We start from the raw sequence: 15269 nt of genomic DNA on the forward strand, positions 1-15269 counted from the left end.
AAATTCCGAACACTGCTGCAGATGAGTTTGCCGATGGGACATAAGACCGCACTCTACGAACAACATCATGCGCTGGGCGCCAAGCTGGTTGATTTCAGTGGTTGGGACATGCCACTGCATTACGGATCCCAGGTTGAAGAACATCATAAGGTACGTCAGAGCGCAGGCATGTTCGATGTGTCCCACATGACAGTGGTGGATGTGTCCGGAGCTCAGGCACGCAGTTACCTGCGCCACCTGCTGGCGAACGATGTGGCACTGTTGCGGCAGAAGGGCAAAGCGCTTTACAGCGGCATGTTGAACGAAAAGGGCGGCGTGATCGATGATCTGATCGTCTATTTGATGACCGAACCGGATTCATCCGGTGAATGGTATCGGGTAGTGGTCAACTGTGGTACCCGTGACAAGGATCTGCTCTGGATGGCTGATCAGGCCGTGCGCTTTGACGTTACGCTGACCGAGCAGCCCGACTTGGCCATGATTGCTGTACAGGGCCCGAAAGCGCGTCAGCGTGTGGAGCAGGTGGTAAGCGAGTCTCGTGCCCGCCTGATTTCCGAGCTGAAGCCCTTTGTGGGCCAGGAATCGGAAGGCTGGTTTATTGCGCGTACCGGCTATACTGGTGAGGACGGCCTGGAAATCATGCTGCCCGAAGAAGAGGCGGCGGACTTCTGGCAGCACCTGCTGGACGCGGGTGTCGCTCCCTGTGGTCTGGGGGCTCGTGATACCCTGCGTCTGGAAGCCGGCATGAACCTGTACGGCTCCGATATGGATGAAAGTGTATCACCACTGGCGGCCGGCATGGGCTGGACCATCGCCTGGGAACCGGCAGAGCGCGACTTTGTCGGTCGAGCAGCGCTGGAAGCACAGAAGGCTGCTGGGGTTGCCGAACGCCAGGTAGGCTTGGTCCTGACTGAACGTGGGGTGCTGCGCTCCCACCAGAAAGTGGTGGTCGATGGGCTGGGTGAAGGTGAAATTACCAGCGGCAGCTTCTCACCGACCCTGGGACACTCCATTGCGCTGGCGCGGGTGCCGGCAGGTATCGGCAGTGACGCCGAAGTCGAAGTGCGTGGCAAGCGCGTGCGCGTGCAGGTGGTGAAACCGCCGTTCGTACGCCATGGTGAAAAAGTTTTTTCCTGAATCCTGAACAAGACCGATAGGAAGCCCAGATGAGCAACATCCCCAATGAACTGAAATATGTCGCCAGCCACGAGTGGATCCGCGAAGAGGGTGAAGGTGTCGTGACCATCGGTATTACCGAGCACGCTCAGGACCTGCTGGGTGATGTGGTGTTTGTCGAATTGCCGGATGTGGGTGATGAAGTTTCAGCCGGGGATGATGCCGGTGTGGTGGAATCCGTCAAGGCCGCTTCCGATGTCTATGCTCCTCTCAGTGGTGAGGTCGTGGAAATCAATGAAGCACTTGAAGATTCTCCAGAACTGGTCAACTCTGATCCCTATGGTGATGGCTGGTTCTTCAAACTCAAGCTGACGGACCCGGCAGAGCTCGATGATCTGCTGGATGCCGACGGATACGCAGCGCACTGCGAGTCCGAAAGCTGAACCCGGCCGTTGGGCCTGCATAATTCCACTGTCCCGGCTCAGGCCGGGACAGTCATTTCAGAGCATGTGAATACGATGAATCTCAGACCCCTCCAGCTTCAGAACAATGCAGACCGCCGCCTTAGGGCTGGCCACCTCTGGATCTACAGCAACGAAGTGGACAACCAGGCCACACCGCTGAAGGCTTTCGAGCCCGGTGAGCAGGTGGTGGTACAGGATGCCCGTGGCAAAGCGCTGGGTATTGCCTCGGTAAACCCCAATACACTGATCTGTGGCCGAATGCTGAGCCGGGATCTGCGTTATCCGCTGGATCGCTCGCTGCTGGTACATCGCTTCAAGGTGGCCCAGTCACTGCGTGAAATGTGCTTTGATCAGCCCTGCTACCGGTTGATCTTTGGCGATGCCGATCTTTTGCCCGGGCTGGTGGTGGACCGTTTCTACGACATCTTTGTGGTACAGATTTCCAGTGCCGGCATGGAACAGCTGCAGCAGGAGATCGTGGATGCGCTTAACAAAGTGTTCCAGCCGCAGGCGATTGTGTTCCGCAATGACGGCAAGATGCGTGCAACCGAAGGCTTGGAGACCTATGTCGAAGTGGTGCAGGGCGAAGTGCCGGAGCTGGCCCCGCTGATGGAAAACGGGGTGAACCTGCTGGCGCCGATTCTGACTGGACAGAAGACTGGTTGGTTTTATGACCACCGTGAGAACCGGGCGCGCATGCAGACGCTGGTCAAGGGCAAGCGGGTGCTGGATCTGTTCAGTTACGTTGGCGGCTGGGGGGCGCAGGCACTGGCCGCCGGCTCCTCCGAAGTGGTGTGTGTGGATGCTTCGGTGACGGCGCTGGAAGTAGCAGCCGAAAATGCGCGCATCAATGAGGGTGAAACCCGCTTTCGGGGCCTGCAGGGCGATGCCTTTGACCTGTGCAAGGCACTGGTCGCCGACAAGGAGCGCTTTGATGTAGTGATTGTGGACCCGCCGGCCTTTATCGCCCGGCGCAAGGATATCCGCAACGGCGAGCGTGCCTATGCCCGTATCAATAATCTGGCCATGCGGCTGCTGGAAAAGGACGGCACACTGATATCCGCGTCCTGTTCCATGCATCTGGAAAAGAGCCGCCTGGTGGATATTCTGCGCGCGAACAGCCGCGAGCTGGATCGTAACGGCCAGATCTTCGCGCAGGGCAGCCAGGGCTCGGATCACCCGATCCATCCGGCCATTCCCGAAACCGAATACCTGAAAGCCTACTTTATGCGCGTGCTGCCTGCAGGTTAAACAGGTCGAGAGTCAGAGGAGAACGCAATGCAGTATCAAATGCTGGGACAGTCCGAGCTGAATGTCAGCCGTATCGCACTGGGGACCATGACCTTCGGGCGTCAGAACAGTGAGGCAGAAGCGTTCGAACAGCTCGATTATGCCTTGGCTCAGGGCGTGAACCTGATCGATGCCGCCGAGATGTATCCGGTGCCCACCGCTGCAGAGTTTCAGGGGCGTACGGAGCAGTATATCGGCAATTGGATGCGACAACGCGGTTGTCGGGATCAGGTCGTACTGGCCACCAAGGCAGCCGGTCCTGGCGAGATGGTCAGCTATTTGCGTCCTGATCTCCATCATGACGAGGCCAACCTGCGTGCGGCAATCGAAGGCAGCCTGACCCGTCTGCAAACGGATTATATCGACCTGTATCAGCTGCACTGGCCCGATCGCAAGACCAACTTCTTTGGCCAGCTGGGCTATCAGCACGACCCTTCAGCCGATGGCACGCCATTGGCTGAAACATTGCGTGTACTGGGGGACCTGGTAAGCGAGGGCAAGATCCGCTACATCGGTCTGTCCAACGAAACCCCCTGGGGTACCATGAAGTGCCTTCAGCTGGCCGAGCAGCTGGGTCTGCCTCGGATCATCTCGGTACAGAATCCCTACAGTCTGCTCAACCGCACGACCGAGGTAGGGCTTGCCGAGGTGCTGCTGCGTGAAAAGGTGGGTCTGTTGGCCTACTCACCGCTGGGATTTGGCGTGCTCAGCGGCAAATACGCAGGAGGGGCTCGCCCTGAGGGATCGCGTCTGGCGCTGTTTCCCGAGTACAAGCGCTATATTACCGAGCAGGGACTTGCGGCCACCGATGCTTATTTGGCGCTGGCGGCCGAGCAGGGCATGGACCCGGCACAAATGGCGCTGGCCTATGTGAACAGCAGGCCTTTCCTGGGCAGTAATATCATTGGCGCGACTCGCATGACCCAGCTGCGCAGTAACCTCGCGTCCCTGCAGCTGACCCTGACTTCCGATCTGTTGGCAGAGATTGAAGCGATCCATCAACGCTACCCCAACCCCTGTCCCTGACTATAATCAAGACAGAAGCAGGCAACGATCTGAGATAATAGCTGCAAAAGACGACCGGTGACCCAAGGAGAGTCAATATGATTCATCAGCAACGCGTAGAGGATTTGATGCAGCCTGTACCCTATCCGCTGCACGTGGAGATGACGCTGGCCGAGGCGGTGGATCTGATACTGCAGTCTGGCCAGAGCGGTTTGCCCGTGGTTGATGATGAGCATCGGGTGTGTGGCTTTGTGTCCGAGCATGATTGTGTCGGTTATCTAATCAGTGGCAGTTACCACTGTGATAGCCGGATTCAGGTGCGCGATATCATGTTCAGCGAGCCGCTGTGTGCCAGCCCCGGAGAGAACATTATTGATCAGGTGCAGAAAATGGGCGGTGATAAACCCAAAACCTGGCCGGTCGTGGGCAAGGACGGTCGGCTGGCGGGGGTGATTAGCCGTCGTTCCATCATGCGTGCGCTTAATGCCAGCATGAAAGCCTGCCGCACGCGCCTCTGATGGGGAATGGCCGCGCCGAAACAGAGTCACCCCGGCGCAGCCATCGATATCACTCCATCAACTGCAGGATCGGCCAGCCACGTGCCTCTGCCGTTGTCCGCAGGCGTTCATCCGGGTTGGTAGCTACCGGGTTGTCCACTACTTCCAGCAGTGGCAGGTCGTTATTGGAGTCGCTGTAGAACCAGCTGTCTTTCAGGCTGTGGCCGGTCTGTTTCAGCCACTGCTGGAGGCGTGTCACCTTGCCACCCTGGAAGCACGGCGTACCGGCGACCTTACCGGTGAAACGGCCGTTGATCATCTCTGGATCGGTGGCCAGCAGATCATCGACACCCAGCCGTTGGGCAATGGGTGCCGTTACGAAGCGGTTGGTTGCAGTGATGATCAGCAGAAAGTCGCCCTGTTCTCGGTGCTGTTGCAGCAATGCTTCCGCTTTGGGCAGGATGATCGGCTCGATGCACTCATGCATGAATTCTGCGTGCCATCTGTCCAGTTGTTCCGGTGAGTGCTGAGCCAGTGGATTCAGCGCAAAATTCAGAAACTGGTGGATATCCATCTCGCCGCGCAGGTACTCTTCATAGAAGCGGTCATTGGCAGCGCGGTATTCCGTTTCGTCTACCACGCCCTTGCGGCACAAAAATTCGCCCCAGGCATGGTCGCTGTCGCCGCCGATCAGGGTATGGTCCAGATCAAAAATCGCCAGGCTCACGGCTAACTCCCTCAGTGTCGGTTGCCGGCGGAGCCGGCTGAAAATAAAGCGCAAGCATAGACGGGCCTGGAGGTACGTGCAATTGCCGAGAAGCGGTGGCTATTTGCCAAATCACGGATCTGTGGAACAATAAAACTAAAACGTATATTGATCGGGATCAGAATTGTGATTGATACAGATGGATTCAGGCCCAATGTCGGAATCATTCTGGTTAATTCGCAGGGTCAGGTTCTTTGGGCAAGACGCATCGGGCAGAACGCCTGGCAGTTCCCGCAGGGGGGCATACAGTCGAACGAAACGCCGGAGCAGGCAATGTATCGTGAGCTGAGCGAAGAGATCGGTTTGTCGCCCTATGATGTTGAAATCATGGCGGTGACGAGAGGCTGGCTGCGCTACCGTTTGCCCAAACGCATGATCAGGCGCCACTCACACCCTGTGTGTGTAGGCCAGAAGCAGAAATGGTTCCTGTTGCGGATGCTCAGTGAAGACAGTGCCGTGCGGATCGACCATACCGACTCTCCCGAGTTTGATGGCTGGGAGTGGGTCAGTTATTGGTACCCTCTGGGGCAGGTGGTGTCCTTCAAGCGCGAGGTGTATCGGAAAGCGATGAAGGAGTTGTCACCGCGGTTGGCACGTTTATAGGCCGTGGTCTGATGCAGAGATAGGAGCGCTCCATGAGCATGTTGAGTGTACTGCGCAAAATCGTACAGGAAGTCAGTACTGCCCCGGACCTGGAGTCTGTGCTGGACCTGATTGTGCGCCGTATTCAGCGTGCCATGCGGACGGAGGTGTGCTCTATTTTTTTGCTGGACTCAGTGCAGCAGCGCTATGTACTGCGAGCAACCCAGGGGCTGAATCAGGAAGCGGTCGGCAAGGTCAGTCTGTCCATGACAGAGGGTATCGTGGGGCTTGTGGGACAGCGAGCCGAGCCAATCAACCTGGAAGATGCCTTCAGTCACCCGGCGTTTCACTACCTCCAGTCAACCGGAGAAGAGCGCTTTCATGCCTTCCTGGGGGTGCCGATCATCCATCACCGAAGTGTGCTGGGGGTATTGGTCGTACAGCAGCATGATCTGCGCCGCTTTGATGAAAGTGAAGAGGCTTTTCTGGTAACGGTGTCGGCCCAGTTGGCAGGGGTTATCGCCCATGCAGAGGCGACCGGTTCAATCAACTCGGAGCAGCACCCCCAGGCCGAGGCGAAGGCGGTGCATGATCGTCGCTTCGATGGTGTGGCTGCCGCGTCGGGAGTGGCGATTGGAACTGTGGTCGTGGCAACCATCGACGCCGAGCTGGAAACCGTTCCAGACAAGACTCCACACGATGTCGAGCAGGAGCTGCATAGTCTGGAGATGGCGATGGAAGCGGTACGGGATGATATCCGCACCGCGGGACGCAGTCTGGCACAGCGGCTGAAGTCCGAAGAACAGGCGCTGTTTGACGTTTACCTGCGGATGCTGGATGACCCGGCGCTCAAGACTGAAATTGAGGCGCACATTCGTGCCGGCAACTGGGTTCAGGGCGCGCTGCGCGAAGTTATCCTTGGCCATGTGAAGCAGTTCAACGCCATGGAAGACGCCTACCTGCGTGAGCGGGCTACCGATGTGCGCGACCTTGGCCGGCGCATTCTCAGCTATCTGCAGGAAAGTGCAGGCCCGATGGAGGTGGATTATCCCGATGACAGTATCCTGATCGCAGATGAACTGTCGCCGGCGATGCTGGGCATGGTGCCGGAGAACAAGCTGGTCGGACTGGTATCGGTGACCGGCTCGGGCAATTCCCATGCAGCGATCATGGCACGCTCAATCGGCATACCCACCGTGATGGGGGTGGTCGACCTGCCCTTTACCCGCCTTGAGGGGCGCAAGGTGATAGTGGACGGTTACTCCGGTCGCATCTATGTGAACCCTTCGGAACAGTTGCTGGAAGCCTTCCGTGAAGTGATGCGTGAAGAGCGGTTGGTGGCAGCCGGGCTGGAAGGGCTCCGGGACCTGCCGGCTGAAACAACGGACGGTTATCGCATGCCGCTGTGGGTCAATACCGGGCTGGTGGCGGATGTGACCCGCTCACTGGAGCGTGGTGCCGAAGGGATCGGTCTGTATCGTACTGAAATTCCCTTCATGATCCGTGATTTCTTCCCCAGCGAACAGGAGCAGCTGCAGAGTTATCGCAGTCAGATGGAAGCATTTGCACCGCGGCCCGTGACCATGCGAACACTGGATATCGGCGGCGACAAGGCGCTGCCCTACTTCCCGATCGAGGAAGACAATCCCTTCCTGGGCTGGCGCGGCATCCGAGTAACCCTGGACCACCCCGAAATATTTCTGGTACAGGTGCGGGCCATGTTGCGCGCTTCCGAGGGGCTCAACAATCTGCGCATCATGCTGCCGATGGTGACCAGTGTGCACGAAGTCGAAGAGGCGATGCGCCAGATCGACCGTGCGTTGGCCGAGCTGCAGGATGAAGGTTACGCGGTTGAGCGTCCCATGGTCGGCGTGATGGTAGAGGTTCCGGCCGCGGTGTACCAGGTGCGCCGCTTTGCACGCATAGTCGATTTTATCTCAGTGGGGTCCAATGATTTGACCCAATACCTGCTGGCGGTGGACCGCAACAACCCGCGCGTGGCCGGCTTGTATGCACCCTATCATCCCGCTGTATTGCGCGCGCTGCAGTACATTGCCCGTGAAACCCGCAAGGAGGGCAAGCCAGTGTCCATCTGTGGCGAGATGGCAGCCGACCCTGGCGGGGCACTGTTGTTGATGGCGATGGGGTATGAAGTGCTGTCAATGAACTCCAACAACCTTCCACGGGTCAAGTCCGCCATTCGTGGTGTAAGCCTGGCCAGAGCGCAGTCACTGCTCAGTCAGGTGCTGCGCATGGATGATGCCGAAGAGATCCACCGGTATTTGCGTCGTACTCTCAAGCATCTGGGCCTGGGGCAGCTGACCCGGCCACGCCTTCCCAATCAACAGGAACCAGCAGAGGACGATCCAGACTGTAGCGGCGCAGACTGAGCGCGCGGCCATCCCGGTCGTATCCCTCCTCCAAAAACAGTATGCGGCCGCTGCGGTGCTGCAACAAAAGAGTGCTGGCGCGAGTGCCATAATCCGGCGAACGGATGAAGCAGGATGACAGCAGCCGTTCCCGTTCCAGCCGGATACCGGTATCCGGCAGTGCCTCATCACTGGGGCGATGCTCATCGTGCAGCAATCGCAGTAGCTGGGTTTCGCTCAGCTCACGGTTATCCATGGCGCGTGCCAGGGTTGCCCTGGCACGCAGTGCCTTTGGCCAGGGTGTATCCAACAGCGCGTTGCTTAATGCATGGATGCCGGGCATGACCGGCTGACACAGACCGTTGACGTTGCTGTAATGCCAAAGTCCCTTGCCATCGGCCAGCAGCAGGTTGAAGCCGGCACGTGCGGCTGTAAGGCTTTGGCAGAAATCCTGTGCCGATTGCTGAGAGAGAATGAACTCCGTAACCAGCGTCCCGCGGCTGGGGGCTTCCTCGGGTGGCTGGCGCCGTGCATCGCGGTGATTGGTAACCAGTGCAAAGCGATTGTTGTTCCCCAGTGCCATCCAGCTACCGCCTGCCTGCAGATCCCGACCGCCCAAAATGGGCAGGTCTGGCCAGGGGGCGACGGGTGCGGTGGGGCGCGCATGAAATTCATCACGGTTGGCAACCAGCAGCAGCGGCCATTCCGGATCGGCATTAACGGCAATAGTGAGCAGACACACATCCCCTCCGGTTTCATCTGTGGGCAACAGTCACTAATATAATCGACTTTTTCGTACCAGGATTGAAACCATGTTAACAACTTTGGCGCTGTATCTGTTGCTGGGTGCGCTGGCTGGTGTCGTTGCCGGCCTGTTTGGAATCGGTGGCGGTCTGCTGATCGTGCCGGTGCTGATCGTTACCTTTGAGCTGCAGGGAATATCCGCTGCTGTACTGACCCATATGGCGGTGGCAACCTCGCTGGCAACCATCGTAGTCACGTCGATCAGCTCTGTTCGGGCGCATCACGGGCGTCGGGCGGTGCGCTGGGAACTGTTCCGGCCGCTGGGGGCGGGTATTCTGTTTGGCGCTCTGCTCGGCGTGAATACGGCAGTACAACTGCCCGGCCCGGTATTGCAGCTGACCATCGGCATTTTTGTGCTGTTGGTAGCCATCCAGATGGCCCTGAATCTCAAGCCTTCTACAGGTGATGCGCAGCCATCAAGACCTGAGCTTGGGGTAGCAGGAGCCGGGATCGGCTGGGCGTCTGCGATTTTCGGTATCGGTGGCGGTACCCTGACGGTGCCCTATCTGAACTGGCGTCGGATCGATATGCAGCAGGCAGTTGCGACTTCAGCGGCCTGTGGTCTTCCAATCGCACTGATGGGGGCCGGCACCAATATCTGGCTCGGCTGGGGTGAACAGCAGCTGCCAGCGTGGAGTCTGGGGTATGTTTACCTGCCGGCTTTTGCCGGTATTGTCGTGGCCAGCTATCTGACGGCGCCGATCGGTGCGCGGCTGGCACACAGTCTGCCGCAGGCGAAGCTGAAAAAGGTTTTTGCCCTGTTTTTGCTCGCGGTATCGCTGCGTTTTATTCTCGGTAATCTCTGGTGAGGCTTTATGTGGATTCATAATATCAACCCGCTGGCGCTGGAGCTGGGCCCGCTGCAAATTCACTGGTATGGACTGATGTATCTGATCGGTTTTGGCGGTGCCTGGTGGCTGGGCAATAGGCGCGCCCGTCAACCAGGTTCAGGCTGGACCGAGCAGCAGGTGTCGGATCTGGTATTCTGGGGCGCGGTCGGCGTGATCGTCGGTGGGCGTGCAGGCTACGTCCTGTTCTACAATTTTGACTATTTTCTGCAGGACCCGCTCTGGCTGTTCGCCGTGTGGGAGGGGGGCATGTCTTTCCACGGGGGCTTGCTGGGCGTGCTCGCGGTGGCATGGCTGTTTGCCAGGCGACAAGGGAAAACCTTCTTCGAAATCGGGGATTTCATTGCGCCACTGGTGCCGATCGGGCTCGGTGCCGGCCGGTTGGGCAACTTTATCGGCGGGGAGGTCTGGGGACGGCCAACGGATCAGTCTTGGGGCGTCATCTTCCCCCGTGCCGGTGACATGCTGGCACGACACCCGTCACAGCTGTATCAGATGCTGTTGGAGGGTGTTGTCCTGTTTGTATTGCTGTGGTGGTTTTCATCCCGTCCTCGCCCACGCATGGCAGTGTCGGGCCTGTTTTTGATGGCGTATGGCAGTTTCCGCTTTCTGGTTGAATTTGTGCGTGAGCCGGACGGGCATCTCGGCTTTATCGCGTTTGACTGGCTGACCATGGGGCAGTTGTTGTCGCTGCCAATGCTGCTGCTGGGAGGGTTGCTGATGCTGCTGGCTTACCGCCGCAAAACATAGATCGATCTGGTCTACACAACCCAAACGCCCTAGAATGAAGTCCATTTGTTTTTGGAGCGGGGCGCATATGCAGCAGTATCTGGATCTGATGCGTGATATCAAGGAGCAGGGCACTGACAAGGGTGATCGCACCGGTACAGGTACACGTTCCCTGTTCGGGCGCCAGATGCGGTTTGATCTGAGTGAAGGTTTTCCACTGTTGACCACTAAAAAGGTGCACCTGAAGTCGGTGATCTACGAGTTGCTCTGGTTCCTCTCAGGCAGCACCGACAACACCTGGCTGCAGCAGCGCGGGGTTAGTATCTGGAATGAATGGGCGCTGGAAAACGGTGAGCTGGGGCCGGTCTACGGCAAGCAGTGGCGTTCATGGGCCTGTCCGGATGGGTCCAGTATCGACCAGATCGCCACTGTTGTTGAACAGATCAAGCGCACCCCCAACTCACGCCGCCTGATCGTCAGTGGCTGGAACCCGGCGGATCTGCCGGATGAGTCGCTCAGCCCGCAAGAGAATGCCCGGCACGGCAAGGCAGCTCTCCCTCCCTGCCATACTCTGTTCCAGTTTTATGTGGCAAACGGTCGGCTGAGTTGCCAGCTGTATCAGCGCAGTGCCGATTTCTTTCTGGGGGTGCCATTCAATATAGCCTCCTATGCGCTACTGACCCACATGATCGCACAGCAATGTGATCTTGAGGTGGGGGAGTTTGTGCATACCTTTGGCGATCTGCACCTGTATGCAAATCATCTGAGTGATCCGGCCATTGTGGACGAACAGTTGTCGCGTACGCCCAAGCGCTTGCCTCAGCTGCAGATAAAGCGCCGACCGGCGGATATCTTCAGCTATGAATACGATGATTTCGAGGTGATCGGCTATGCGCCTGATCCTGCCATTCGAGCCCCTATCGCTGTCTGAATCCGAGGAGATCTCATGCGTTTGGCGATGATTGCTGCCCAGTCTCAAAACCGAGTAATTGGTAATAACAACAAGCTGCCCTGGTATCTGCCGGAGGATCTGAAGTACTTCAAGCGGGTGACTTTGGGTAAGCCGATCATCATGGGGCGCAAAACCTTCGAGTCGATTGGTCGACCGCTGCCGGGACGCACCAACATCGTCATCACGCGCAATCCGGACTGGACTCATGATGGTGCAGGGGTCCGGGTTGTCCACAGTCTGCAACAGGCGATTGAGCTGGCGGAGAGCCTGGCACTCGTCAATGGCTTTGAGGAGTCGCTGGTCATTGGTGGTGCCGAGATATATGCACTTGCCCTGCCGCAGGCTGATCGCCTTTATTTGACTCAGGTTCATGCCGAGGTGCAGGGTGATGCGCATTTTCCGCCGCTCGACCCCACGCAGTGGCAAGAGATGGCTCGGGAAGACTTCAGTGCCATTGAGCCCAATCCTTATGATTACAGTTTTATCGTGCTGGATCGTGCTGGAGGCAAGACTGCATGATGCTGGATAACCTGTTGCGGGTTCTGGCTGATGGTGCATTCCATTCCGGCAGTGAACTTGGTCGAACCCTGGGCATCAGTCGCAGTGCTGTCTGGAAGCACATGCAGCGGCTGCAGGAGCTGGGTGTTGAGGTGTATAGCGTGAAGGGGCGGGGATATCGCATTCCCGGAGGCCTGGATCTGCTGGATGAAGCTGACCTGCAGCAGCTGCTGCCGCAACCTGTGCGAGACCGGCTTGGGCAATTGGTGCTGACGGTGGAAACGGATTCAACCAATACGCGTGCACTGGATGCCATGCAGGCGGGGCTCACGACTGGGCTGTTCGCTTCCGAGTATCAGCACTCGGGACGGGGGCGGCGTGGGCGGCAATGGGTCAGCCCGCTGGGCTCAAGTCTTTGTTTCTCTCTGGCCTGGCGCTTTAACAGTGGTGCTGCCGCCCTTGAGGGGCTCAGTCTTGCTGTCGGGCTGGCATTGCAGCAAGCGTTGGCACAGGAGGGGCTAGTGAATATCGGGCTTAAGTGGCCCAATGACCTGCTGGTGAATGATGCCAAGTTGGGTGGAATTCTGATTGAGCTCAGTGGCGATGCGGCGGGTGAATGTCAGGTGGCTATTGGTATAGGTCTCAATGTTCAATTGCCTGAAGCAATGGCTGAGCAGCTGGATCAGCCCTGTGTGGATCTGACTCAGCTGGGATATTCCGGTTCAAGAACACAGCTGCTTGCGACTGTGGTGAGTGAGCTGATCCACATGCTGGAGCGCTTTGAAACCAGTGGCTTTGCGCCACTGCGTTCCGCCTGGGAGGAGGCCAACGCCTTTCGTGGGCGTGAGGTGGCACTGACCTCAGGGCCACGCCGGTATGAAGGGGTCTGTTTGGGGGTGACTGATCAAGGTGGGTTGCGACTGCAAACGAGTGCCGGACAGGAAGTGTTCCACGGTGGCGAGATGAGCGTGCGACTGCAATGATACTTGAGGTCGATGCGGGTAATACGTTTATCAAATGGCGCTACAGACAGGGGAGTGGCGCTGCAGCGGCAAGCGGGCGCTGGCTGACGCGCGAGTTTAGTGTTGCGAGCCTGGCTGACTGCCCTGAAGAGCCGCAACAGGTGCTGGCAGGCTCGGTTGCAGGTGTCGCTTTTGAACAGGCGCTGTCTGAATCGGTTGCAGCGGTTTGGGGCGTGCCGGTGCGATTTGCGCGAACGGCTGCAGCGGCTGCCGGTGTGCGTAACAGTTATGCTGATCCGGCCAGAATGGGGGTTGATCGCTGGTTGGTGATGCTGGCAGCCTGGCAGCGTTGCGGGCAGGCCTGCTGCATCATTGATTGTGGCAGTGCAATTACAATCGATCTGCTTGGTGCCGAAGGTGAACATCTCGGCGGCTATATACTACCGGGCCTGCGCTTGATGCGTCAGGTGTTGACCGGCTCCACGGCCGGCATACTGGTCGATCGTGATATTGAGGTGTTCAGTCTTGAGCCGGGTTGTGACACCAGCAGCGCTGTGGCTCATGGAACAAATCTGATGTTCAGCTCGCTGGCACAAATGCTGCCGCGTTGGCTGGAACAGCAGCAGGCAGGTGCGCCCTTGCTGGTGACCGGGGGTGATGGTGCTCTGTTTTGCGAACTTATGGGTATGGGAGAGCTTGTGCCTGATCTGGTCCTTGATGGACTGCGTTGGGCGCTGGAGTAAGGCATGCTGCGTTGGTTGTTGCTGATTCTGCTGTTATGCAATGCGCTGCTTTTTTTGTGGTACGCGCAACGTGAGCAGACGGCAACTGCCAACAGTGCCTTCAGTCAGGATCAGGTAACCAGGTTGCGGCTGTTGCATGAGTTGTCCGGAGGGGAGGTTGTACGCCCGCTTCAGCTTGAGTGTTATCAGGTGGGCGTTTTTGCAACGGAGAAAGAAGCTGGGCAGGCCGCCCAACTGCTGGCGCCGATCGCAATGGCCGTTGCACAGTTCCCCGCTCCGGAAGAGGTGGTGGGTTATCAGCTGGCGGTTGAGATTCCATCACAGGCTCAGGCGCAACGTGAGTTGCTTGACCGGCTGGCGATTGCGGGGTGGGTACCGCAAACCCGTCAGGGGCGCTTCCTGCTGGGGCCGTTCACCGGTGATCGTGCCCGTGCAGAAGCAGCGGTTGAGCAGCGTGCGCTGAAGGAAGGCTTGGGACTTAACAGTGAATTGCAGCCGGTCATGCAGCCAGGTACGGGTGTTCTGCTTGAAGTTGAGGTGTCAGCGGGAACGGAAATTGGCCTTGCCCCCAGGCAGCTGTTACTGCGAGGATGGCCGGGTATAAAAATTGAAAAAAAATTATGTTCTGGGCTTGCACAGTCCCAGTCGGATCAGTAAGATACGCACCACTTCGAGAGACAAGGCCGGTATAGCTCAGTTGGTAGAGCAACTGACTTGTAATCAGTAGGTCCGGGGTTCGACTCCTCGTGCCGGCACCATCTCGACGAAGTGTTTGAAAGGCTGGTGGGGTTCCCGAGTGGCCAAAGGGATCAGACTGTAAATCTGACGCGCGAGCTTCGGTGGTTCGAATCCACCTCCCACCACCATCTCCGTTCAAGCGGGTATGGTATAGTGGCTATTACCTCAGCCTTCCAAGCTGAAGAGGCGGGTTCGATTCCCGCTACCCGCTCCAACGAAGATATACCGAATATGCTCATGTAGCTCAGGGGTAGAGCACACCCTTGGTAAGGGTGAGGTCGGCGGTTCAAATCCGCCCATGAGCTCCAGTTTTGTCGCAAAGGGTAGATATAGAGATATGTCTACCCTTTGTTGTATTTGCGTCCTTGAAACGACTTGATCAGGTTGACTCGCGATGGCTAAGCAATCATTTGAACGTAACAAGCCGCACGTTAACGTAGGTACTATCGGCCACGTTGACCACGGCAAAACGACACTGACCGCTGCACTGACTCGTGTCTGTGCAGAAGTATGGGGCGGCGCAGCCGTTGCCTTCGACGGTATTGACAATGCACCGGAAGAGCGTGAGCGTGGTATCACCATCTCTACTTCACACGTAGAGTACGAATCACCGACTCGCCACTACGCGCACGTAGACTGCCCGGGACACGCTGACTACGTTAAGAACATGATCACCGGTGCTGCCCAGATGGACGGCGCGATCCTGGTATGTTCTGCTGCTGACGGCCCCATGCCGCAGACCCGTGAGCACATCCTGCTGTCACGTCAGGTAGGTGTACCTTACATCGTCGTGTTCCTGAACAAGGCTGACATGGTAGACGATGAAGAGCTGCTGGAACTGGTGGAGATGGAAGTTCGCGAACTTCTGGATCAGTACGACTTCCCGGGCGACGACACTCCGATCGT

At 57.9% G+C, this 15269-nt stretch carries 17 protein-coding genes and 4 tRNA genes; 19 read left to right on the forward strand and 2 right to left on the reverse strand.

Annotated features, from left to right (window positions below; translation table 11 throughout):
• The first annotated feature begins 33 nt into the window (after positions 1-33).
• The 5 genes from gcvT (at position 34) to ABIE61_RS11385 (ending at position 4393) form a co-directional block, all read left to right on the forward strand.
• Positions 34-1137 carry a glycine cleavage system aminomethyltransferase GcvT gene (gcvT, locus tag ABIE61_RS11365; protein WP_354409550.1) on the forward strand — a complete coding sequence of 368 codons (1104 nt, stop codon included), beginning with the start codon at positions 34-36 and terminating at the stop codon, positions 1135-1137.
• Positions 1138-1166: 29 nt separating this feature from the next.
• Positions 1167-1559: a glycine cleavage system protein GcvH gene (gcvH, locus tag ABIE61_RS11370; RefSeq protein WP_091826348.1), complete on the forward strand. Its 393-nt coding sequence runs from the start codon at positions 1167-1169 to the stop codon at positions 1557-1559.
• Between the two features lie 75 nt (positions 1560-1634).
• The gene (locus tag ABIE61_RS11375) at positions 1635-2831 is read left to right on the forward strand and encodes a class I SAM-dependent rRNA methyltransferase (protein ID WP_206838196.1); all 1197 of its coding nucleotides are present in this window, start codon (positions 1635-1637) and stop codon (positions 2829-2831) included.
• Between the two features lie 27 nt (positions 2832-2858).
• A complete protein-coding gene (locus tag ABIE61_RS11380; protein ID WP_354409553.1) occupies positions 2859-3896 on the forward strand; it encodes an NADP(H)-dependent aldo-keto reductase in 1038 nt (345 codons plus the stop codon).
• A gap of 77 nt (positions 3897-3973) precedes the next feature.
• Positions 3974-4393: a CBS domain-containing protein gene (locus ABIE61_RS11385; protein WP_354409556.1), complete on the forward strand. Its 420-nt coding sequence runs from the start codon at positions 3974-3976 to the stop codon at positions 4391-4393.
• Positions 4394-4442: 49 nt separating this feature from the next.
• On the opposite strand, the gene ABIE61_RS11390 is transcribed toward ABIE61_RS11385, so the two are convergent.
• Complete coding sequence (locus ABIE61_RS11390) at positions 4443-5099, reverse strand: histidinol-phosphatase (RefSeq protein WP_206838211.1); 657 nt, start codon at positions 5097-5099, stop codon at positions 4443-4445.
• A gap of 165 nt (positions 5100-5264) precedes the next feature.
• Between ABIE61_RS11390 and ABIE61_RS11395 the strand changes: the two genes are divergently transcribed.
• Positions 5265-5741: an RNA pyrophosphohydrolase gene (locus tag ABIE61_RS11395; RefSeq protein ID WP_354409558.1), complete on the forward strand. Its 477-nt coding sequence runs from the start codon at positions 5265-5267 to the stop codon at positions 5739-5741.
• 38 nt (positions 5742-5779) lie between these two features.
• The gene (ptsP, locus tag ABIE61_RS11400; RefSeq protein WP_206841819.1) at positions 5780-8110 is read left to right on the forward strand and encodes a phosphoenolpyruvate--protein phosphotransferase; all 2331 of its coding nucleotides are present in this window, start codon (positions 5780-5782) and stop codon (positions 8108-8110) included.
• Here the strand turns inward: ptsP and ABIE61_RS11405 are convergent.
• Positions 8016-8831 carry an NRDE family protein gene (locus ABIE61_RS11405; RefSeq protein ID WP_354409560.1) on the reverse strand — a complete coding sequence of 272 codons (816 nt, stop codon included), beginning with the start codon at positions 8829-8831 and terminating at the stop codon, positions 8016-8018. The two genes, ptsP and ABIE61_RS11405, sit on opposite strands and share 95 nt — an antisense overlap.
• A gap of 70 nt (positions 8832-8901) precedes the next feature.
• Here ABIE61_RS11405 and ABIE61_RS11410 point away from each other — a divergent pair, with 70 nt between their 5' ends.
• The 12 genes from ABIE61_RS11410 to ABIE61_RS11465 form a co-directional block, all read left to right on the forward strand.
• A complete protein-coding gene (locus tag ABIE61_RS11410) occupies positions 8902-9702 on the forward strand; it encodes a sulfite exporter TauE/SafE family protein (RefSeq protein WP_354409562.1) in 801 nt (266 codons plus the stop codon).
• Between the two features lie 6 nt (positions 9703-9708).
• Positions 9709-10491, forward strand: a complete 783-nt coding sequence (gene lgt, locus ABIE61_RS11415; protein WP_206838216.1) for a prolipoprotein diacylglyceryl transferase — start codon at positions 9709-9711, stop codon at positions 10489-10491.
• Positions 10492-10558: 67 nt separating this feature from the next.
• On the forward strand, positions 10559-11401 hold the full coding sequence (locus ABIE61_RS11420; protein ID WP_354409564.1) for a thymidylate synthase: 843 nt from the start codon (positions 10559-10561) through the stop codon (positions 11399-11401).
• Between the two features lie 15 nt (positions 11402-11416).
• Positions 11417-11941 carry a dihydrofolate reductase gene (locus tag ABIE61_RS11425; RefSeq protein WP_091826362.1) on the forward strand — a complete coding sequence of 175 codons (525 nt, stop codon included), beginning with the start codon at positions 11417-11419 and terminating at the stop codon, positions 11939-11941.
• Positions 11938-12903 (forward strand): bifunctional biotin--[acetyl-CoA-carboxylase] ligase/biotin operon repressor BirA, encoded by a 966-nt coding sequence (gene birA, locus ABIE61_RS11430; protein ID WP_354409566.1) that lies wholly within the window; start codon positions 11938-11940, stop codon positions 12901-12903. The genes ABIE61_RS11425 and birA overlap by 4 nt, the downstream gene beginning before the upstream one ends.
• Positions 12900-13625 carry a type III pantothenate kinase gene (locus tag ABIE61_RS11435; protein WP_354409568.1) on the forward strand — a complete coding sequence of 242 codons (726 nt, stop codon included), beginning with the start codon at positions 12900-12902 and terminating at the stop codon, positions 13623-13625. Before birA ends, ABIE61_RS11435 begins: the two co-directional genes overlap by 4 nt.
• A gap of 3 nt (positions 13626-13628) precedes the next feature.
• The gene (locus tag ABIE61_RS11440) at positions 13629-14282 is read left to right on the forward strand and encodes a hypothetical protein (RefSeq protein WP_354409570.1); all 654 of its coding nucleotides are present in this window, start codon (positions 13629-13631) and stop codon (positions 14280-14282) included.
• A gap of 25 nt (positions 14283-14307) precedes the next feature.
• Positions 14308-14383, forward strand: a tRNA-Thr gene (locus ABIE61_RS11445).
• Between the two features lie 24 nt (positions 14384-14407).
• Positions 14408-14491 (forward strand) — tRNA-Tyr (locus tag ABIE61_RS11450).
• Positions 14492-14502: 11 nt separating this feature from the next.
• A tRNA-Gly gene (locus tag ABIE61_RS11455) sits at positions 14503-14577 on the forward strand.
• A 19-nt stretch (positions 14578-14596) separates the two neighbouring features.
• A tRNA-Thr gene (locus tag ABIE61_RS11460) sits at positions 14597-14671 on the forward strand.
• A gap of 86 nt (positions 14672-14757) precedes the next feature.
• On the forward strand, positions 14758-15269 hold a 512-nt coding region (locus tag ABIE61_RS11465), incomplete at its 3' end, for a GTP-binding protein (protein ID WP_354409573.1).

The organism is Marinobacterium sp. MBR-111, assembly GCF_040547585.1.
Lineage (GTDB): Bacteria > Pseudomonadota > Gammaproteobacteria > Pseudomonadales > Balneatricaceae > Marinobacterium > Marinobacterium iners.

Excerpts from the sequence above, each read along its gene's own strand:
- gcvT (WP_354409550.1), top strand. The coding sequence starts at position 34 with ATGGGACATAAGACCGCACTCTACGAACAACATCATGCGCTGGGCGCC.
- gcvH (WP_091826348.1), top strand. The coding sequence starts at position 1,167 with ATGAGCAACATCCCCAATGAACTGAAATATGTCGCCAGCCACGAGTGG.
- ABIE61_RS11375 (WP_206838196.1), top strand. The coding sequence starts at position 1,635 with ATGAATCTCAGACCCCTCCAGCTTCAGAACAATGCAGACCGCCGCCTT.
- ABIE61_RS11380 (WP_354409553.1), top strand. The coding sequence starts at position 2,859 with ATGCAGTATCAAATGCTGGGACAGTCCGAGCTGAATGTCAGCCGTATC.
- ABIE61_RS11385 (WP_354409556.1), top strand. The coding sequence starts at position 3,974 with ATGATTCATCAGCAACGCGTAGAGGATTTGATGCAGCCTGTACCCTAT.
- ptsP (WP_206841819.1), top strand. The coding sequence starts at position 5,780 with ATGTTGAGTGTACTGCGCAAAATCGTACAGGAAGTCAGTACTGCCCCG.
- ABIE61_RS11410 (WP_354409562.1), top strand. The coding sequence starts at position 8,902 with ATGTTAACAACTTTGGCGCTGTATCTGTTGCTGGGTGCGCTGGCTGGT.
- lgt (WP_206838216.1), top strand. The coding sequence starts at position 9,709 with ATGTGGATTCATAATATCAACCCGCTGGCGCTGGAGCTGGGCCCGCTG.
- ABIE61_RS11420 (WP_354409564.1), top strand. The coding sequence starts at position 10,559 with ATGCAGCAGTATCTGGATCTGATGCGTGATATCAAGGAGCAGGGCACT.
- ABIE61_RS11425 (WP_091826362.1), top strand. The coding sequence starts at position 11,417 with ATGCGTTTGGCGATGATTGCTGCCCAGTCTCAAAACCGAGTAATTGGT.
- birA (WP_354409566.1), top strand. The coding sequence starts at position 11,938 with ATGATGCTGGATAACCTGTTGCGGGTTCTGGCTGATGGTGCATTCCAT.
- ABIE61_RS11435 (WP_354409568.1), top strand. The coding sequence starts at position 12,900 with ATGATACTTGAGGTCGATGCGGGTAATACGTTTATCAAATGGCGCTAC.
- ABIE61_RS11440 (WP_354409570.1), top strand. The coding sequence starts at position 13,629 with ATGCTGCGTTGGTTGTTGCTGATTCTGCTGTTATGCAATGCGCTGCTT.